17 protein-coding genes are annotated in these 18622 nt (G+C 67.5%); 9 read left to right on the top strand and 8 right to left on the bottom strand.

What is annotated here, in order from left to right:
- Positions 1-72: 72 nt before the first annotated feature.
- From ABNQ38_RS32770 to ABNQ38_RS32745, 6 genes are all read right to left on the bottom strand, one after another.
- Positions 73-1947, bottom strand: a complete 1875-nt coding sequence (locus ABNQ38_RS32770; protein WP_377810453.1) for a TRAP transporter large permease subunit — start codon at positions 1945-1947, stop codon at positions 73-75.
- Positions 1944-2981, bottom strand: a complete 1038-nt coding sequence (locus ABNQ38_RS32765; RefSeq protein WP_244592502.1) for a TRAP transporter substrate-binding protein — start codon at positions 2979-2981, stop codon at positions 1944-1946. The genes ABNQ38_RS32770 and ABNQ38_RS32765 overlap by 4 nt, the downstream gene beginning before the upstream one ends.
- 43 nt (positions 2982-3024) lie before the next feature.
- Positions 3025-4113, bottom strand: a complete 1089-nt coding sequence (locus tag ABNQ38_RS32760; RefSeq protein WP_377810452.1) for a maleylacetate reductase — start codon at positions 4111-4113, stop codon at positions 3025-3027.
- Between the two features lie 65 nt (positions 4114-4178).
- The gene (locus tag ABNQ38_RS32755; protein ID WP_222529853.1) at positions 4179-5399 is read right to left on the bottom strand and encodes an enolase C-terminal domain-like protein; all 1221 of its coding nucleotides are present in this window, start codon (positions 5397-5399) and stop codon (positions 4179-4181) included.
- Positions 5396-6397, bottom strand: coding sequence for a 2-hydroxyacid dehydrogenase (locus ABNQ38_RS32750; RefSeq protein WP_377810451.1), 1002 nt, complete (start codon positions 6395-6397; stop codon positions 5396-5398). Before ABNQ38_RS32750 ends, ABNQ38_RS32755 begins: the two co-directional genes overlap by 4 nt.
- Before the next feature lie 143 nt (positions 6398-6540).
- Positions 6541-7431, bottom strand: a complete 891-nt coding sequence (locus tag ABNQ38_RS32745; protein ID WP_377810450.1) for a LysR family transcriptional regulator — start codon at positions 7429-7431, stop codon at positions 6541-6543.
- 313 nt (positions 7432-7744) lie between these two features.
- Here ABNQ38_RS32745 and ABNQ38_RS32740 point away from each other — a divergent pair, with 313 nt between their 5' ends.
- The 5 genes from ABNQ38_RS32740 to ABNQ38_RS32720 are packed head-to-tail and all read left to right on the top strand — an operon-like array spanning position 7745 to position 13265.
- The gene (locus ABNQ38_RS32740) at positions 7745-10243 is read left to right on the top strand and encodes a TonB-dependent siderophore receptor (protein WP_377810449.1); all 2499 of its coding nucleotides are present in this window, start codon (positions 7745-7747) and stop codon (positions 10241-10243) included.
- A 29-nt stretch (positions 10244-10272) separates the two neighbouring features.
- A complete protein-coding gene (locus ABNQ38_RS32735) occupies positions 10273-11001 on the top strand; it encodes a cobalt ABC transporter substrate-binding protein (protein WP_377810448.1) in 729 nt (242 codons plus the stop codon).
- Positions 10998-11279: a DUF3649 domain-containing protein gene (locus tag ABNQ38_RS32730; RefSeq protein WP_377810447.1), complete on the top strand. Its 282-nt coding sequence runs from the start codon at positions 10998-11000 to the stop codon at positions 11277-11279. Before ABNQ38_RS32735 ends, ABNQ38_RS32730 begins: the two co-directional genes overlap by 4 nt.
- Positions 11280-11292: 13 nt before the next feature.
- On the top strand, positions 11293-12948 hold the full coding sequence (locus ABNQ38_RS32725; protein ID WP_377810446.1) for a PepSY-associated TM helix domain-containing protein: 1656 nt from the start codon (positions 11293-11295) through the stop codon (positions 12946-12948).
- Positions 12945-13265 (top strand): DUF3325 family protein, encoded by a 321-nt coding sequence (locus ABNQ38_RS32720; protein ID WP_377810445.1) that lies wholly within the window; start codon positions 12945-12947, stop codon positions 13263-13265. The genes ABNQ38_RS32725 and ABNQ38_RS32720 overlap by 4 nt, the downstream gene beginning before the upstream one ends.
- Here ABNQ38_RS32720 and ABNQ38_RS32715 read toward each other — a convergent pair.
- Positions 13237-14472, bottom strand: coding sequence for an amidohydrolase family protein (locus ABNQ38_RS32715; RefSeq protein WP_377810444.1), 1236 nt, complete (start codon positions 14470-14472; stop codon positions 13237-13239). The two genes, ABNQ38_RS32720 and ABNQ38_RS32715, sit on opposite strands and share 29 nt — an antisense overlap.
- A gap of 80 nt (positions 14473-14552) precedes the next feature.
- Between ABNQ38_RS32715 and ABNQ38_RS32710 the strand changes: the two genes are divergently transcribed.
- A complete protein-coding gene (locus tag ABNQ38_RS32710; protein ID WP_377810443.1) occupies positions 14553-14951 on the top strand; it encodes a nuclear transport factor 2 family protein in 399 nt (132 codons plus the stop codon).
- A gap of 22 nt (positions 14952-14973) precedes the next feature.
- Here the strand turns inward: ABNQ38_RS32710 and ABNQ38_RS32705 are convergent, their stop codons facing one another.
- Positions 14974-15690: a GntR family transcriptional regulator gene (locus ABNQ38_RS32705; protein WP_377810442.1), complete on the bottom strand. Its 717-nt coding sequence runs from the start codon at positions 15688-15690 to the stop codon at positions 14974-14976.
- A 233-nt stretch (positions 15691-15923) separates the two neighbouring features.
- On the opposite strand from ABNQ38_RS32705, the gene ABNQ38_RS32700 reads away from it, so the two are divergent.
- The 3 genes from ABNQ38_RS32700 to ABNQ38_RS32690 are packed head-to-tail and all read left to right on the top strand — an operon-like array spanning position 15924 to position 18618.
- A complete protein-coding gene (locus tag ABNQ38_RS32700) occupies positions 15924-16790 on the top strand; it encodes an ABC transporter ATP-binding protein (RefSeq protein WP_377810441.1) in 867 nt (288 codons plus the stop codon).
- A gap of 3 nt (positions 16791-16793) precedes the next feature.
- Entirely contained in the window at positions 16794-17567 is a 774-nt protein-coding gene (locus ABNQ38_RS32695) for an ABC transporter permease (protein ID WP_377810440.1), read from the top strand.
- A gap of 28 nt (positions 17568-17595) precedes the next feature.
- On the top strand, positions 17596-18618 hold the full coding sequence (locus tag ABNQ38_RS32690) for an ABC transporter substrate-binding protein (RefSeq protein ID WP_377810439.1): 1023 nt from the start codon (positions 17596-17598) through the stop codon (positions 18616-18618).
- The last annotated feature ends 4 nt before the right edge of the window (positions 18619-18622 follow it).

The following is an 18622-nucleotide window of genomic DNA, read 5'->3' as shown; positions in this document are numbered from 1 at the left end:
GAAAAGACGAAGCCGGCCCCGGAATGAACCGGGGCCGGCTTGGGCAACGCGCCGAAAACCAGACGATACGGATTACAGGAAGCCGGTCGAGATCCAGGGAAAGGCCGCGACCAGCGCCAGTCCGGCCAGCAGCGCCGCCAGATAGCCCATGATCGGGCGCATGCCCTCGTCCGGGTTGACACGTCCGATGGCCGAGGCGACATAGAAGCCGACGCCGAATGGCGGGGCGAACAGGCCCAGCCCCATGGCGAGGATCACCACCATCGCATACTGCACCTCATGCACGCCCATCTCGCGGGCGATGGGGAACAGCAGCGGGCCGAACAGCACGATGGCCGGAATGCCTTCCAGCACGCTGCCCAGGACGATGAAGGCGACGATGGACACCGCCAGGAAGGTGAAGGAGCCTCCCGGCAGGCTGGCCATGAAATGGGCCAGATCGGTCGAGAAGCCAGAGCGCGTCAGGCACCACGCCATCCCCGTCGCGGTGCCGATGATGAACAGGATCGCTCCCGACAGGGCCGCGGTCTCGACCAGCATGGGGACCACCCGCCGCCAGTCGAAACGGCGATAGACCAGCAGCCCGACGGCAACGGCATAGACGATGCCGATGGTCGACACCTCGGTCGCGGTGGCGACGCCCTCGATCACCGCGGTGCGGATCACGAAAGGCAGGGCGAGCGCCGGCAGCGCCACCACCAGGCTTTTGCCCAATTCGCCGCCGGTCGGCCGGCGCACGCCCGACAGGTCTTCGTTGCGGTAGCGGTGCCGCACGACCAGACACAGCATCACCGCCAGCAGCAGGCCGGGCAGCAGGCCGCCGGTGAAGAGCGCGGCGATGGAGACGCCGGTGACCGACCCGATGGTGATCAGGACGATGCTGGGCGGAATGGTCTCGGTCTGTGCGCCGGTCGCGGCCAGCAGCGCCACCAGATCGCCCGGCTTGGCGCCGCGGTTCTTCATCTCCGGGAACAGCACAGGGGCGACCGCCGCCATGTCGGCGGCCTTCGAACCGGAAATGCCGGAGACCAGATACATGGCACCGATCAGCACATAGGACAGGCCGCCACGCACATGGCCGAGCAGGTTGGCCAGCACCGCCACCATGGCGCGGGCCATGCCGGTCATCTCGATCAGGAGACCGAGAAAGACGAACAGCGGCACCGACAGCAGGATCAGGTGCGACATGCCCTCGTCCATCCGGCCGACGACGACCAGCAGCGGCACCTTCGTGGTCAAGGCGAGATAGCCGAAGCTCGACAGCCCGAAGGCGAAGGCGATGGGCACGCCGGCGAACACCGACCCGGCCACCACGACCACGAAGAAGACCAGCAGGTTGATCTTGCCGAGATCGGCCAGCACCGGCTGGAGAACCGTGAACAGTGCGGCGATGGCCGCCACCGCCACCAGGGCGCCCGCCACCAGCCGGACATCGCCCACCCGTGCCAGCCGGACCAGGGCCGTCGCGATCATCAGCCCGAGGCCGGTCGGCAGGGCCGCCGCGCGCCACATGTTCGAGATCTGCAAAGCCGGGGTGGTGATCTCCAGCTCCTCCCAGGCGAATTCGCCGGCCGGCAGGATGACCAGCAGCAGGAAGCAGAGTGCCGCCGCCACCGCGAAGACGTCGAGGAAGGCCCGCGCGCGGGGCGATGCCCAGCTGACGAAGGCGGTCATCCGCATATGCTCGCCGCGGCGGAAGGCGACGACGGCCCCCAACATCGCCAGCCACAGGAACAGGATCGACGCCAGCTCGTCCGACCAGGTGATCGGCGCGTGCAGCACGTAGCGGGCAACGATGCCGGTGAAGAGGATCACCACCTCCGCCGCCACCAGAAGCGCCACCGGCAATTCGGACAGCCAGCCCAGAAGCCGGTCGACCTGCGCCAGCCACGGGCTGGCGCCGTCGGATGGACCGGCGGTGGATTTGTGATCCACCACCGTCGTCATGTCAGGGCCCCCACCGAGCTTTCCAGGGCGTTCCAGGCCTCCTCGCCGTATTTGGCCTTCCATTCGCCGTAGAAGCCGGACTTGCGCAGAACCTCCCGGAAGGGTGCCGGATCGACCTTGTTGAAGGTCAGCCCCTTCTGCGAAAGCGAGTTTTGCAGCGCCTCGTTGAGGCCGGCGATGTCCTGGCGCTGCTGCTGCGCGCCGTCATTCAGGTTGCGGCTGACGATCTGGCGCAGATCCTCGGGCAGCCCGCGCCAGGACCGGCCATTGGTGACGATCCAGGACCCGTCCCAGACATGGTTGGTGATCGAGCAGAATTTCTGCACCTCGTAGAATTTGGCGGTGTCGGCGACCACCAGCGGATTCTCCTGCCCGTCGACCACGCCGGTCTGAAGGGCGGCATAGACCTCGCCCAGGTTGATGCTGGTCGGCGATGCGCCCAGCCCCTTGAACAGCGACACATAGACCGGGCTGACCGGGACGCGGATCTTGAAGGCGGCCAGATCGGCCGGCCCGGTGATCGGCTTTGTGGCGGTGGTGATCTGGCGGAAACCGTTGTCCCAGATGCGCTCGAAGGCGTGGAGACCGGCCTTGTCGAAGCCCTTGCGGATCACGCCGCCGAGCTGGCCGTCCATCGCCTTCCAGACCGCGTCGTAATCCTTGAACGCGAACCCCATGCCGTTGATCGAGGCCACCGGGACCAGGGTGGACAGGATCAGGCCGCCGGTGCTGAAGAACTCGATGCCGCCGGAACGGACCTGCGCCAGCAGGTCGCTGTCGCCGCCGAGCTGGCTGTTGGGGAAGACGGCGATGTCGACCTTGCCGTTGGTCTCCTTGCGGATGCGCTCGGCGGCCTCGACGGCGCGGACGTGCAGCGGGTGGCTGGCGGGGAAGCCGTGACCGAACTTCCAGGCGAATTCCGCGGCATGCGCCTTCGAGATGAAGGGGGCGGCCAAGGGGACGGCCAGGGCGCCCGCCGCGGTGGCGGCCAGAAACTGTCTGCGCTTGATCGTCATGGTGGGCTTGATCGTCATGGTGGTTCCCTCCCTTTTTGCGTTTTCTCGTCCGGTTCGGCCTCTATCGGCCCGGATGCGGACCCGGGCGGCGCCCCTCCACCGCCGCGGCGAGGATGCCGCGCACGGCCTCCTCGGTCACCGGTCCGGGGTTGTAGCGGTTGTCGGTCTCGACGGTGATGCGGGCGGCCTCCGCGATTTGGTCGGCGGAGAAGCCGACCTCCGTCAGGCGCGTCGGCAGGCCGACCGTTTCCATCACGTCGAAGATGGCGGCGCCGACGTCCGCCACCCCCATGGCGGCGGCCAGCCGGTCCATCGCCTGGGGGGCGAAGGGCGCATTGTAGGCCGCGACATAGGGCAGCACCAGCGCATGGGACAACCCGTGCGACACGCCGTAGGTGCCGCCCAGCACATGGGCGACGCCATGTTGCAGGGCGAAGCCGCCAGCCAGCGCCGCACCGGCGAGATGGGCGCCGTAGAGCAGGTCGGCACGCGCATCCCCATCGTCCGGACGGGCGGCCACCCGTGGCAGCGCGTCCATGATCGCCCGCGCGCCCTCCATCGCCGCCGGCACGATCACCGGGCTGATGGTGGGGGTGTAGATGGCATCGACGCAATGGGCGAGCGCGTTCATGGCGCTGGCCATGCTGACGTCCACCGGCAGACCGAGCGTCAGCGAGGGATCGTAGACGACGGTGCCGGCCAGCATGCGCAGGCTTTGGTGCATCCGTTTGACGCCGTCGATGGTGATCCCGCAGAAGCCGGTCATCTCGGAGCCGGAATAGGTGGTCGGCACGGCGATGATCGGCAGCCCGAGTTCCAGCGCGATGGCCTTGCCCAGACCGATGGAGGCGCCGCCGCCGACGCTGACCAGACAGTCGGCGCCCATCTCGCGCGCCTTGGCCCGGCCCCGGATCGCCAGTTCGATGGGCACCTGGGAAATCGCTTCCGGCAGGATGCCGATGCAGCGGCTGCCGAGGCGGTCGGCGACACGCCCGCCCATGGCGCTGCGGCCGGGCGTGGAGACGACGAGCGCGCGTTTGGCCCCCAGCCGCTCCACCTCCCCGTCGATGCGGTCGACCGCGCCCGCCCCGAAGACGACCCGCGACGGCAGCGCGTTGAACACGTCGCCTGGGGTGCTGAATTCTCTCATGATGGAAATCCGTCCGATGAAACCCGTCCGATGAAGCAGGGAAGCAGCGCCTTACCGGTTGCGGCTTACCAATCGACGATGGTGCCGTCGTCGAGCACGGCGGAGGTCGTGTGCATCACCTCCGGCTTGAAGGGATGCTTGGCCGCTTCCGCCTCGTTCACCTCGATGCCGAAGCCGGGAACGTCCGGCACCTCCCAGTGGCTGCCGGTGCGGCGGATCGGTGTCTGCACGACGTCGTCGTACCAGGGCACCGCACCGCTCATCTCCTCCTGGATGACGAAGTTCGGGGTTGAGATGTCGAAATGCAGGGCGGCGACGCCGGCCAGCGGGCCGTTGGGATTGTGGGGCGCAATGCCGATCAGCTCCGCCTCCGCCAGTGCGGCGATCCTCTTCCCTTCCAGCAGGCCGCCGGTGTGGTTCAGATCGGGCTGGGCGATGTGCACCGCCTTCTGGGCGAAGACCGGCATGAACTCCCTCAAACCGACCAGCCGCTCGCCCGACGCGATGGGACAGTCGGCCTGTTCGGCGATGCGGCGCAGCGCCTCGGTGTCGCCGGGCTGGACCGGCTCCTCGCAGAACATCGGCCGATAGGGCTCCAGTTCGCGGATATAGCCCATGGCGGCGGCGATGGAGCCGGGGCGGCCGTGGAAGTCGATCATGATGTCGACGCCGTCGCCCACCGTGTCGCGCAGCGCCTGCATCATCTTGCCGACATGGCGCTGGGCCGGGACCGGGGCGCTGTGGGCGCCGTAGGGAATGAACACCACCTTCAGCGCGTCGTAGCCCTTCTCGGTCACCGCGGCGGCGCGCTCCTTCAGCGAACCGACGTCGAAGGTCTCGTACACCGACTTCATCTCACCGAGGCCGAGATGGGTGTAGACGCGGACGCGGTCGCGGACCTTGCCGCCCAGCAGGCGCCACACCGGCAGGCCGACGCTCTTGCCGAAGATGTCCCACAGCGCGTGCTCGATGCCGCTGATCGCGGTGACGCCGACCATGCCCAGCTTGTAATAGCTGAACTTGTTCATCGCGCGGACGCACTGCTCGATGTCGCGCGGGTCGCGGCCGAGCACGGTCGGCTCCAGATCCTCGACGGCGCCGGTGACGGCCCGCGTCTTCCAGTTCAGGCTGGCCTCGCCCCAACCATACAGGCCGGGCTGGTCGGTCAATACCTTCACGAAGATCCAGTTGCGCATCTCGGCATTGACGACGAAGGTCTTCACGCCAGTGATCTTGATCGGCACGCCGGCGCTGCGGCGGGCGAGGTCCTCGGTGTCTCGGATCATGGGAAGCTCGTGTTCTGGTGGACGGGCCGCGCTGCCTGAGCAGGCGCCCGCACAAGGTTCAGCAGCGGTTCGCCGGCAATCAGCCGGTCGATGTTCCGGGCGATGAAGGCATAGCGGCGTTCGGGCAGCCGGGTGGTCCAGGCCGAGGAATGCGGGGTGCAGACCGCGTTCGGCAGATCCTCGAAGCGGAAGCGCGCGGGCGCCACCCGGTCGTCCGCCCCGGCCGGATAGCCGTACCAGACGTCGAGCACCGCACCGCCGATGGTCCGGCGTTGCAAAGCGCCGTACAGCGCCTCCTCGTCGGCGATGGGCGCACGCGATACGTTGATCAGCACGCCCGTCGGCTTCATGGCGGCAAGTTCGTCCGCGCCGATCAACCCGCGCGTCCCGTCGGTCAGCGGACAGGCGATCACCACGAAATCGGACTGCGCCAGCATTTCCGGCAGGCGGTCCGGCGGCAGGATCGCCTCGGCCAGACCGTCGGGGTCGGCAGCGAACTGGTCCACGGCGAGGATGCGCATGCCGAAGGCCGCCGCCCGCCGGGCAATCGTCCGCCCTATGCGGCCGAAACCGATCAGCCCCAGGGTCATGCCGTGGATCTCTCCGTGCGGCACGCGCGCCCGATAAACGTCGGACCAAGTGTCGGTGGCGAAGGAACCGCGCAGGGCGTCGGGACGGATTTCCCAGTTCAGCATCGCCGCCATGACGAACTCAGAGATGGGAATTTCATGTTCGAAGACGTTGCACAGGCTGGCCCCGGATGGCAGGGAGGCCATGTCGATGCCATCCAGCCCGGCCCCCGGCACATGCAAAAGTCGAAAATCCGGCACAGCCCTATCGTTTCGGGAGAAGCGCAAAGACACGACCACGTCGTCCGTGGTGATCGCCGAATCGAAATCGGGCGAGTGGGCGGCCTCACGGGGAAGGGGAATGATCTCGCAGGGTGTCGTCAGGAAAGCGCCGAGCTTGTCCTTGTGATTGGCGGCTTCCCCAATCATGAAGACTTTCATTGGCTTGATCCTCCGTTACGCAAACGATAGGGCCAACGAACTGAGTAGGTCCAACTTTTAAAAATGATCGATTGATAAGGAAAAGTTTTTACTGCCCCACGCCACCGATCCCCGTGGCGGAGAAAATCCGCTCAGGAGACCAGTTCGCCGACGGTCGCGGCGACGTCGAGGAATGTCTGGATCGCCGGGGATGTGTCGTCGCTCTGGTAGGCGACCCCGAGCGTCAGATAGGGGGCCGGCCCGTCCAGCGGGCGGTAGACGACACCCGGCCGCGCGAACTGCTGAAGATCGGAGGCGATGAGGCCGATGCCGAAATCGGCGGCGGCCAGCGCGATGATCGATTGGGCCGGGGAGGCTTCGAGGATCAGCTCCGGACTGAACCCCGCCTGCTGGCACAGGCTGATGATCTCGTCGTACAGGCGTGGACCGATCACGCGCGGGAAGATGATGAAGCGCTGCCTGGACAGCTCCTCAAGCCGCAGGCGGGGCCGCTCCGCCAGCGGGTTGCGGTCCGACAGCACGACATTGAAGCGGATGCGCGCGATGAGGTGCGACGACAGCGACTGGTCGTCGAGCGGGGGATGGAAGATGCCGACATCGATGGCCCCCGCCCTTAGGGCCTCCTCCTGCTCGGACGTCGTCATGACATGCACGTTCACGCCGAAATTGGGCAAGGCCGTGCGGAACCGGTGCATGATCTCGGGAAAGACGATGTAGAGCGCCGGTGCGGTCATGCCGACCGACAATTGCCCGATCTCGCCGCGGTCGGTCTGGCGCGCGAGCTGCGCCGCCCGATCCATCTGGTTCAGGATCTTCCGGGCCTCGCCCAGGAAGGACTCGCCGGCCCTGGTCAGGGAAACCCGCCGCTTGTTGCGGTGGACCAGTTGGACCTGAAGCTCGTCCTCCAGCTGCCGCAACTGCTGGCTGAGGGCAGGCTGCGTGATGTGGCACCGCGCGGCGGCACGGTGGAAATGCAGCTCCTCGCAGAGCGCGACAAAGAACTGGAGCCTGCGACGATCCATGCTGCGGAGATAAGAACATTGGGCCGGCGCTGTAAAGCCGCGATGGGCGGTGCGGGGCGCCTGTGCCTGCCACCTGTGGCGGCAGGATGGTGCGCGCATTGCGATAGCCCGTTCCGGTATCCCCTAAAAATCCAATGAAGCCAAACACCTGTTGCACCGGCCAAGATTCGATGATTATAGTGCGAACGATTCGCATTATCGATGCGAGTGATACGCATTCTCTTATATGAGTCACACGTTCGACTGGCTTGGGGGGACCGTGCCGGTCGCCGAGCTCGTGCTGCAACCATCGTCAGTCAGGGGAACCGTTACTATGAAACTAGTTCGCGGCACGGCGGACGCCCGTCGCACGACCATTGCGTGTGGCGAGCGCTCGGCCGCGCCTGACATCCGCAGGTCCAGCCTGCGTCCGGCGGCCGTCGCGGCCGGGCTCGCCGCCGCGGTTCTGGCGGGTGGTGCTTTCCCGGCCCCTGCGGCCCAAGCCCAGACGGCGGCGGCCACCGTCAACGCCGACATTCCCGCCGGTCCGCTGGGCGAGGCGCTGAGCCGCTTCGCCGCGCAGGCGGGCGTGACGGTCCAGGCGGATCCGGCGATGGTCCGGGGCAGGACCTCGCCCGGCCTGAAGGGCACCACCACGGTGGAGGACGGCCTGCGCCGCCTGCTGGCCGGCAGCGGCCATGGGATCGCGCGCACGGCGTCGGGTTACGCCGTCGTCGCACAGAGCGCCGCGGCCCCGGCTTCTCCCCCGGCCTCGCCCTCGGACAGCACGACCCTGCCGGCCCTCCAGGTGACGGCCAACGCCGGACTGATGACCGGCGGGCTGGCGCAGCCTTATGCCGGGGGGCAGGTCGCGCGCGGCGGGACGGTCGGCCTGCTCGGCAGCGGCGACGTCATGGACACGCCCTTCAGCACGGTCAACTACACCTCCGACCTGATCGAGAACCAGCAGGCGCGCACCGCGGCGGACACGCTGATCAACGACGCCTCCGTCCGGCTGACCACCGGCAGCAACGGCTTCGACGACACCTTCCAGATCCGCGGCTATGCCGTCGGGTCCGGCGATGTCGGCTTCAACGGCATGTACGGCCTGGTGTCGTCCAACCGCGTGCCGGCGCAGATCGTCGAGCGGATCGAGCTGCTGAAGGGTCCCGGCGCGCTGGTCAACGGCATTTCTCCCGGCGGCAGCATCGGCGGCGGGATCAACATCCTCGGCAAACGCGCCGGGGACGACCCGCTGACCCGCGTCACCACCACCTACATGAGCGACGCCAATCTCGGCGTGCATCTGGATGTCGGCCGACGGTTCGGCGAGACCAAGGAATGGGGCGTCCGCTTCAACGGGCTGATGCGCAACGGCGAGGCGTCGGTCGACGGCGGCAACCTCCGCTCCGGCCTGGGAGCGCTGGCGGTCGATTACCGCGGCGAGCGGCTGCGCTGGTCGATGGACGCCATCAGCCAGCGCGACGACACCGACAATTTCCGGCCACAGATCAGCATCCTGCCCGCCACCACCGCCATCCCCTCCCCGCCCGACGCGCGCAGCAACTGGTATCCCGGCACGGTTCTGGTGCAGAAGGACGTCACCGTCGCCTCCAACATCGAGGTCGACCTGACGGACAGCCTGACCGCCTATGCCGGCATCGGCTACCGCAAGGGCGAGAACGACCAGACCTTCCCCAGCTCGACCACCGCGGTGAACGCGCTCGGCAACTTCACGGTCCGCAACGCCTATTACGATTCCTATTCCCGCACGGTCAGCGGCACCGCAGGTGCACGCTGGCGCTTCGCGACCGGCCCGGTCCATCATCTGCTGAATGTCGGCTACACCGGCTTCAAGCGCGACGAGGGGAACGCCTACATCCAGTCGGCCGGCTCCGCCCTGTCGCACATCTACAACCCGGTGCCGCTGCCGGCCGTCACCGCCGCCCGCACCTCGGCGCGCAAGTCGGCGGAAACCACGCTGACCAGCGTCGCGGTCGCCGACACACTGTCGGTGCTGGACGACCGGGTGATGCTGACGCTGGGCGCCCGCCGCCAGAAGGTCCATGTCGACAGCTTCAACACCGCCACCGGCGCCCAGACCGGCACCTACGATGCCAGCGCGACCTCGCCGCTGGCCGGCTTCGTCGTCAAGCCGCTGTCCAACGTCTCCCTCTACGCCAACTATGCCGAGGGGCTGACGCGCGGCACCGTGGTCGGCGCCGGCTACGCCAACACCGGCGCGGTTCTGGCCCCCTTCAAGTCGAAGCAGTACGAGGCCGGTGTCAAGGTCGACTGGGGATCGATCACCACCACGGCGGCGGTCTTCCAGCTGACCAGGCCGAACTCGATCCGCACCGCGGCCAACGAGCTGGCCTATGACGGCGAGCAGCGCAACCGCGGCCTGGAGCTGTCGGTCTATGGCGAGATTCTGCCCGGCCTGCGCGGCATGGCCAGCGCCTCCTTCATGGATCCGAAGCTGTCGCGCACCGCCGTCGCCGCGGTGCAGGGCAACGACGCCGCGGGTATACCGGACAAGACGCTGTCGGCCGGGCTGGACTGGGAAACCCCGTGGGTCCAGGGCCTCGCCCTCAACGGGCGGGTGATCTACACCTCCGGCTCCTACCTGACCGACGCCAACACCCTGCGCTTCGACGGCTGGACCCGCCTCGATATCGGCGCGCGCTATGCCACCACGGTCGTCGGCACACCGGTCACCTTCCGCGCCAATGTCGAGAACCTGTTCGACAAGAACTACTGGCTGACCACCGGCACCTACGTGACCGTCGGCGCGCCGCGCACGGTGCTGCTGTCCGCCTCCGCCGATTTCTGATCCCCACCCCCGATCCAGCCGGAGTGATCATGACCAGACTGTCCATCGCCATCGTCGCCCTGCTGGGCCTCGCGGCACCCGCCGACGCCCACCAGATCTGGATCGAACAGGCCGACGGCCAGAATGCGGTGATCCGCTTCGGCGAGTTCGGCGACAATCTGCGCGAGGCGTCGCCCGGCCTGCTCGACAAGTTCGTCAAGCCGGCCGCCACCCTGGTCTCGGCCAAGGGCGAACGGACGGCGGAGGCGGCCAAGACCGCCACCGGCTTCGCCCTGCCCTTCAAGGCCAGCGACGGCGAGGCCATCGTCGCCGACGACCCGCTCTATCCCCTCTATCCGGGCAAGGACAACGGGAAGGAGACCGCCAACTGGTACCACCCGTCGGCGCGCCTGATCACCGGCTTCAAGGAGCAGCAGCCGAAGCTGCCCCTGGATCTGGTTCCCGCCGGCGAGCCGGGCCGCTTCAAGCTGTTCTTCAAGGGGCAGCCCAAGGCGAAGACCAAGGTGTCGCTGGTAACGCAGTCCGGCTGGGCCAAGGAGGCCTACACCGACGAGCAGGGCGTTGTCGGCTTCGACCTGCCATGGAAGGGCACCTACGTCGCCGAGGCCAGCTTTACCGACCGCAGCCCCGGCGAGCGTCCGGGCGCCAAGGGTCCGGAACGCTATGACGCCGTGAGCTACGCCACCACGGTCACCTACGTCCATGGCGACGGGCTGGCGCCGCTTCCCGCCGGCCCGGCGGCAGCGCCGCACCAATGATGTCGCTGATCGGCCCTGTCCGCCGCGCCGCCCCGCTCGCCTCGCGCATCGTCGCGGCGCTGTTCGGCGGCTATGCGCCGGCGGCGCTCGGCAGCGTGGCGGCGCTGGCATTGCCGATGAGCAAGCCGCAGGCCGTGCTCACCGGCATGCTGGCGAGCTTCGCGATCTATGCGGCGGCGGTGGTCTGGGTCTTCGCGGCGCGCAGTGCGCTGCGGGCCTGGGCCGGCCTGCTGGCGGCGGCGGCCCCGCTGCTGCTGGCGGCCTGGTCGGTCTGGTGAGGGGGGAGGTGCCGTGAAGACGGACAACGTAAAGCGGGAACGGGAACAGCGTCCCGCCGGCCGCGGCATCCGCCAGAGCATGTCGGGCCTGCACATCTGGGCCGGCCTGCTGATGGGCTGGATCCTGTACGCCATGTTCCTGACCGGAACGGTGTCCTACTTCAAGGACGAGCTGTCGCAATGGATGCGGCCGGAGCTGGCGCATCAGGCGGATCTGCCCGATCCGGCCCTGGTCGCCCAGCGCGTCGCCGACGAGCTGGGCGCCATCGCGCCGGGCAGCCCGCAATGGAGCATGCGCCTGCCGGACGCACGCACCAACAGCGTCTACGCCTTCTGGCGCATGGCACCCGGCGAGGCGGGAGCGGCGTCCGGCCGCCGCTCCTTCGGGGAGGCCGCCTTCGATCCCGCCACCGGCGGCAAGGTCACCGCGCGCGAAACGCTGGGCGGCGATTTCTTCTACCGCTTCCATTTCCAGTTCCACTACATGCCGGTGCTGTGGGGACGGTGGATCGCCGGGGCGGCGGCGATGTTCATGCTGGTCGCCATCGTCAGCGGCGTCATCACGCACAAGAAGATCTTCATCGATTTCTTCACCTTCCGCGGCGGCAAGGGACAGCGGTCGTGGCTCGACGCGCACAACGCGCTGTCGGTGTTCGGCCTGCCCTTCCATGCCATGATCACCTACACCGGGCTGGTCACGCTGATGGCGCTCTATATGCCCTGGGGCGAGCGGACGGCGATCAGGACGCCGGCCGAGCGCCAGCAGCTGACCGCCGAGCTGAACGCCTTCATCCAGCCGGGGAAGCCCAGCGGACAGGCGGCCCCGCTCGCCTCCGTCGCCGACATGGTGCGGCAGGCGCAGGAGCGCTGGGGCCGGGACGCTGTCGGCCGCGTCACCGCCACCAATCCCGGCGACAGCACCGCCCGTGTGGCGGTCGCGCGCGGCGAGGCCGGCCGCGTCTCGATGAGCCCGCAGTACATGCTGTTCGACGGCCCGACCGGACGGCTGCTGGAGACCCGCGAGGGGGTGGGTGCGGCGGCGGAGACGCGCGGCGTGCTGTATGCCCTGCATCTGGGGCGGTTCAGCGACGTGGTGACGCGCTGGCTGTATTTCCTCGTCAGCCTGATGGGCACGGCGATGGTCGGCACCGGTCTGGTGATGTGGACGGTGAAGCGCCGCCAGAAGCTGGCCGATCCCGAGCGGCCCCATATCGGCTTCCGCATCGTCGAGCGGCTGAACATCGCCAGCATCGCCGGGCTGTCGGTCGCCATGACGGCCTTCCTCTGGGGCAACCGCCTGCTGCCGGCGGGAATGGCGGACCGGGGGGCCTGGGAGATCCACCTGTTCTTCGCGGTCTGGGCGCTGACGCTGGCGCATGCCGTGCTGCGCCCGGCCAGGACCGCCTGGATCGAGCAGCTGTGGACGGCGGCGGTGCTGCTGGCGCTTCTGCCGGTGCTGAACGCCGTCACGACGGACCGGCCGCTGTGGCACAGCGTGGCCGAGGCCGACTGGGTGTTCGCCGGCATGGATTCGATGTGCCTGTCACTGGCGGCACTCCACGCCGTGCTGGCGCTGCGCACCGCCCGCCATCGGCCGAAACCACGGGCCGTGTCCGCCAAGGGACGGAGCGGCGTTATCGGCGGCGCGCTGGAGGAGGGGCGGTCATGATGCATCTGCTCTCTTTCGCGCTCTGCCTTGCCGCCTTCGCGGCGCTGGCCCTGGCGACGGAGCGCCAGCAGCACGACCTGTTCGGGCGTCCACTGCCGCCGGCCGCGACGCGCCTTCTGCAGGTCGCGGGAACGGGTGTCATGCTGCTGGCACTGGGCATCCTGCTGGACTGGCAGGGCTGGGGCCTCGGCCTCGTCATGTTCAGCGGCCACACCAGCCTGGCCGCGGGCGTCGTGTTCTGCGCGGCCATCGGCCTCGCAGGCGCCCGCCGCCGCAGGACGTTGGCCGCTATCTCACCAGCATCGCGGCGGGTCTGACGAAGCTCCTGCGGCCGCGCTTGAACCCCATCAGGGGAAAGGCAATTCCGCCGAAGGCGTCGGCTTCGTCGTCGGCGTCGAGCACGATCAGGTCCGCCTGCCCGCCGACCGCAATGCCATAATCGGCAATGCGCATCAGCCGGGCGGCCGTGGTCGAGACCATGTCGAGGCAATCGCCGAATCTTTCAGGGCCCAGATGCATGAGATTCGCATAGAGGTTGCCCATCCGGATCAGCGAACCGTCACCGAAGGGCGTGAACGGGTTCAGGACATTGTTGGTCGCGACCGAGACGGTGACGCCGCCGTCCGCCAGCAGATGGACCGGCGCCACCCCGCGCGACGCCCGATGCTTCAGATCGCGCCCGTTGAGATAGAGGTCCGTCGCCGGCAAGGCCGTCACCGCCACGCCGGCTTCGGCCAGGAGTGCGGTCATCCGCTCCAGCGCGGCATCGTCGATGGCGGCGAGCTTGGTGGCATGGCCGACGGCGACCCGCCCCTGCCAACCCGCCGCCATCGTCCGCCGGCAGATTTCCTCCAGATGCGACCAGCTGGGATCGAGATCGAAATCCAGATGGACATCGAGATCGACATCATGCGCCACCGCCAGGGCGAAGATCCGCTCCATCTGCAAGGACGGATCGGCATCGGTGTAGGGACAGCCGCCCAACAGATCGGCCCCCTCCGCCAGGGCCTGAACCAGCAGCCGTTCGACCGCCGGGTCGTGGGTCATCCCTTCCTGCGGGAAGACGCAGATCGACAGGTCGATGGCGAAGGCATAGTCGCGCTTGAGCCGCGTCATTGCCTCGAAACTGCGCAGACCGACCAGCGGATCGAGTTCCACATGCGCCCGCATGTGCATGGTGCCCTGCATGATCGCCCGTTCCAGGGTGCGGGCGCCGCGCTGGTAGACATCCTCGGCCGTGAACGCCCGCTTCAGCCCGGATACCGCGGCAATCGCCCCCTTCAGTCCGCCGCCGGCATCGCGGCAGCGGCAAAGCAGGCAGGATTTGTCGAGATGGATGTGGGTATCCACCAGTCCCGGCAGGACGAGACGCCCGCCGATGTCCTCTTCCAAAGCGGCGGTCCCGGTCAGGTCGGGGCCGATGGCGGCGATCCGTCCCTGCCTGACCGCGATGTCCTGCACGCCCTGCCCTCCCCTGAGCCGGGCGTTGCGCAGGAGAAGATTGAAACTGTGGGTCTGCGGCATCTCGAAATCCGGCGTGTCGTTTGCATGCGAAAATCGCATGCACTTTTGATACCAATATGCCGACACTTACGGAGGTCCAGATGAGTGAGACGACTGAACGCGATCTGCAGGCGGTGAAGGATTATCTGGAGGCGTCGATGGCCCCCGACCCAGTGCGCGCGGCCACATATGTGGCGCCGGGCTTCATCTGCCGCTTCACCGGGCACCGTATTTTCGACACCCCGAGCGGGCCGACCGGCTTCAACGCCGCGCGCTACAAACGGGTAAAGAAGCGGATCGAGCGTTATGACGTGGTGCCGGGCGAGACGGAAACCATCGTCTACAGCCTGGGCTACCTGTATGGCGCCTGGCCGGACGGCACGCCCTTCGACAACAACCGCTATGTCGACCGCTTCGTGGTGCGGGACGGGCTGATCGTCGAAACCGATGTCTGGAACGACAGCGCCGAATGGATCCTCGACCCCTCCTGCGCCCGCTGAGTTGCCGCCGGTCCTGGCGCCTTTATTCGGTGTAGGGCGCCAGGATGTCCATGAGGTCGCGGCTCCTGGCGCCCGAGCTTTGCAGCAGTGCGCGGGAGGCCACGGCCTCCAGATGTTCGTCCATCAGGGCGCAGGCCTTGTCGGCGGGGCCGGTCCGGATCGCCTCGATCAGTTCCAGATGCTCATTCACTGCGCATTCGGACGAATGGGGCCGGCTGAAGACCGCCAACGACAGGCCGGCGCGGTAACAGATTTCCGTCACATAGCGGATCAGCACGGGCTTGCCGGTCATTTCCGCCAGCCGGACATGGAACTCCGTCGCAAGGCGGATCGAAATCCCCTCGGCGCCATGCCGCGCCTGATGTTCGGCCTCGACAATGGCCGTCAGCTGCTTGACCTGGGCCTCGGTCAGCTTGCCGGCCAGATGGCGGACGACCTGACGCTCCAGATCGACCCGGATGTCGAAGATGTCGCGCGCATCCTCGAAGGACGGCACGGCGACCACGGCGATGCGGTTGCGGCGCAGATCGACAAGCCCCTCCGCTGCCAGCTGCCCAAGCGCGCTGCGGGCGATGGTCCGGCTGACACCGAAGCGTTCGCCCAACGAATCCTCCGGCAGCCGGTCTCCCGGCGACAGCGCCCGCTCGATGATCGCGCGCCGCAAGGCCGTGCAGATCGCCGCGACACGGTCGCCTCCGGATTTCCCTGAACGCTTTTGCTCGCGTTTTTCCTCGGCCATCACCGCCCCCGCCTGCTCCGCCTTCCATAAGCGAGGCCGGTTGGGAATGCAACTCACCAAGTGCCGCATTTGAATGCACGCCGCCGCTCGATTGCATAAAATAAGTGCATGCAAAAACTGTATGCACTTTTCTTCCCTCAATGCCTGACTTCTCGTCCGCGGAGCTTGGCCCTTCAGGGAAACTGGCGCACCCGTTGCATACAGTTTCAGCGATCCGCCACGAGGTACGTCGCATGTCCCGATCCCAAGCCATCCCGCAAGGCCACCCGTCCGTCGCCCCGTCTATCGCCCCGTCCATGGCCGTCGAGCTTTCGCAGGCCGCCGTTTCGTTCGGCAAACCGGGCAAGACAGTCGCAGCCTTGCAGGAGACCAACCTTCGGATCGCCGCGGGTGAATTCGTCGCCCTGGTGGGGCCGTCGGGCTGCGGGAAATCGACGATCCTGCGGCTGACGGCCGGCCTGCTGAACCCGACCCGGGGGGCCGTCATCGTCGGCGGGCGCGAGGTCGGGGCCAAGGCGCTGCGCATCGGCATGGCCTTCCAGAATCCGACCATGCTGCCCTGGCTCACCATCGAGCGGAACGTCATGCTGCCGCTGAAGATCGTGCGGCCGTTCCGTTCCGACTATCGCGCCAAGCGCAGGACGGAGTTCCGCGACCGGGTGCATGCCCTGCTGGCCGATGTCGGGCTCGACAAGTTCGCCAACCATTATCCCTGGCAGCTGTCAGGCGGAATGCTGCAACGCGCGAACCTGTGCCGCGCCCTCATCCATGAACCGAGCCTGCTGCTGCTCGACGAGCCGTTCGGCGCGCTCGACCAGTTCACCCGCGAGGAGCTGTGGGGAACGATGCAGTCGCTGTGGCTGAAGCGCAAACCCACCGTCCTGCTGATCACCCACGATCTGAAGGAAGCCGGTTTCCTCGCCTCGCGCATCTGCGTGATGAGCGCCCGCCCCGGCCGCATCATCGACGACAGCGCCGTCGATTTCCCCCGGCCGCGCACGGTCGACATGACCTTCGACGCCGATTTCGTCGCCCTCAACCAGCGCCTGCGCGACCTCATCATCGATGCGCGCAGCGATGCCGCAATCCAGGGAGCCTGAGCCGTGAGCTACGACCTGCGCCGCCGCCTCTGGGCCGCCCTCCTCATCCTCGGCTTCTTCGCGGCCTGGGAGATCCTCTGCCTCGTCCTCCAGGTCTCCGACCTCGTCCTCCCGCGCCCGACCCAGGTCTTCGCGACGCTGGCCGCGCGCTTCGGCATCCTCCTGCCGCATGTGATGCAGACCCTCTGGACCACGATGATCGGCTTCGTCCTGGGCGTCACCGTCGGGGTGGTCATCGGGGCGGCCATCGGCGTCTCGCGCACCGCCTACGACACGGTCTATCCGCTGCTGATCGGCTTCTCCTCGATCCCCAAGGTCGCCGTGGTGCCGATCTTCGTGCTGTGGTTCGGATCGGGCGCGACGCCGGCCATCCTCACGGCACTCGCCATGTGCTTCTTCCCCATCGTCGTCAACATCGCGACCGGCCTCGCCACCACCGAGCCGGAACTGGAGGACGTGCTGAAGTCGCTGGGGGCCAGCAGGTTCGACATCCTGTGGAATGTCGGCCTGCCCCGCACCATGCCCTTCTTCTTTGCCTCGCTGAAGATCGCCGTCACCTTCGCCTTCGTCGGCAGCGTGCTGTCCGAAACCGTCGCCTCCAACAAGGGCATCGGCAACGTGATGATGACGGCCTCCTCCAACTTCGACGTGCCGCTGGTCTTCGCCGGCCTCTTCCTGCTCGCCGCCCTCGGCATCCTGCTCTACGTCGCCTTCTCGCTGGTCGAGGCGCGCGTCACCGGCTGGGCCACCCGCCGGCAGGGCTTTGCCTCCGCCTGATCCATCATTTCCGAAACGGAGCCTACCCATGTTGAAAAAGCTTCTCGCGACGCTTGCGCTCGGCCTTTGCCTGGGCGGGACGGCGTCGGCCGACACCAACATCAAGTTCACGCTCGGCTGGAAGACCCAGGGCTCCGACGCGCCGTTCCTGCTGGCGTTGCAGAAGGGCTATTTCAAGGCGGAGGGGCTGAACGTCACCATCGACCAGGGCGAAGGGTCGGCGGCCACCGTGACCCGCATCATGTCGGGCGCCTATGACGCCGGCTTCGGCGACATCAACGCGATCATCCAGAATGCGGCGACCCGTCCCGACGACGTGCCGGTCATGGTCTATCAGCTCTGGAACAAGCCGCCCTTCGCCATCGTCTCGAAGAAGGCGACCAACATCGCGACGCCCGCCGATCTCGTCGGCAAGAAGCTGGGCGGCGCACAGGGCACCCCGACCACCCGCCTCGTGACCGTGCTCGGCACGCTCAACAAGGTCGACATGACCAAGGTCGCCATCGAGAACATGGGGCCGAACCTGCAGGAGCCGATGCTGATCAAGGGCGACATCGACGGCGCCCTGGTCTTCAACATCACCAGCTGGTTCAACCTGATCAACAACCGCCAGGATCCGGCCAAGGACTACAACTGGCTGCTGTTCGGCGACTTCGGCCTCGACCTCTATTCCAACGGCATGATGGTTTCCCAGAAGCTGATCCGGGAGAACCCGGCCGCCGTCACCGGCCTCGTCCGTGCCGTCAACAAGGCGGCGGTCGAGATCGGCGGCAATCCTGCCGCCGGGCTGAAGGCGGTCCTGGCCTACGACAATCTGGCCAAGGAGGAGCTCGAGCGCGCCCGCATGATCTTCTCCTACGAGCATCTCATCGTTTCGCCGGAGGTCGACAGGCTCGGCCTCGGCGATGTGGACGATGCCCGCCTCGCCCGCTCCATCGGCATTGTCGTCGAAGGCTATCAGCTGACCGCCACGCCCAAGCCGGAACAGGTCTTCACCCGCCGGTTCCTGCCGCCGCCGGCCGACCGCAAGCTTGCCTACAAGACGAACTGACAGC

The sequence above is a fragment of the Azospirillum sp. A29 genome, assembly GCF_042604625.1.
Classification (GTDB): Bacteria; Pseudomonadota; Alphaproteobacteria; order Azospirillales; family Azospirillaceae; genus Azospirillum; species Azospirillum palustre.
The sequence above is the reverse complement of the archived record's forward strand: the minus strand, read 5'-3'. Positions and strand labels throughout refer to the sequence as shown.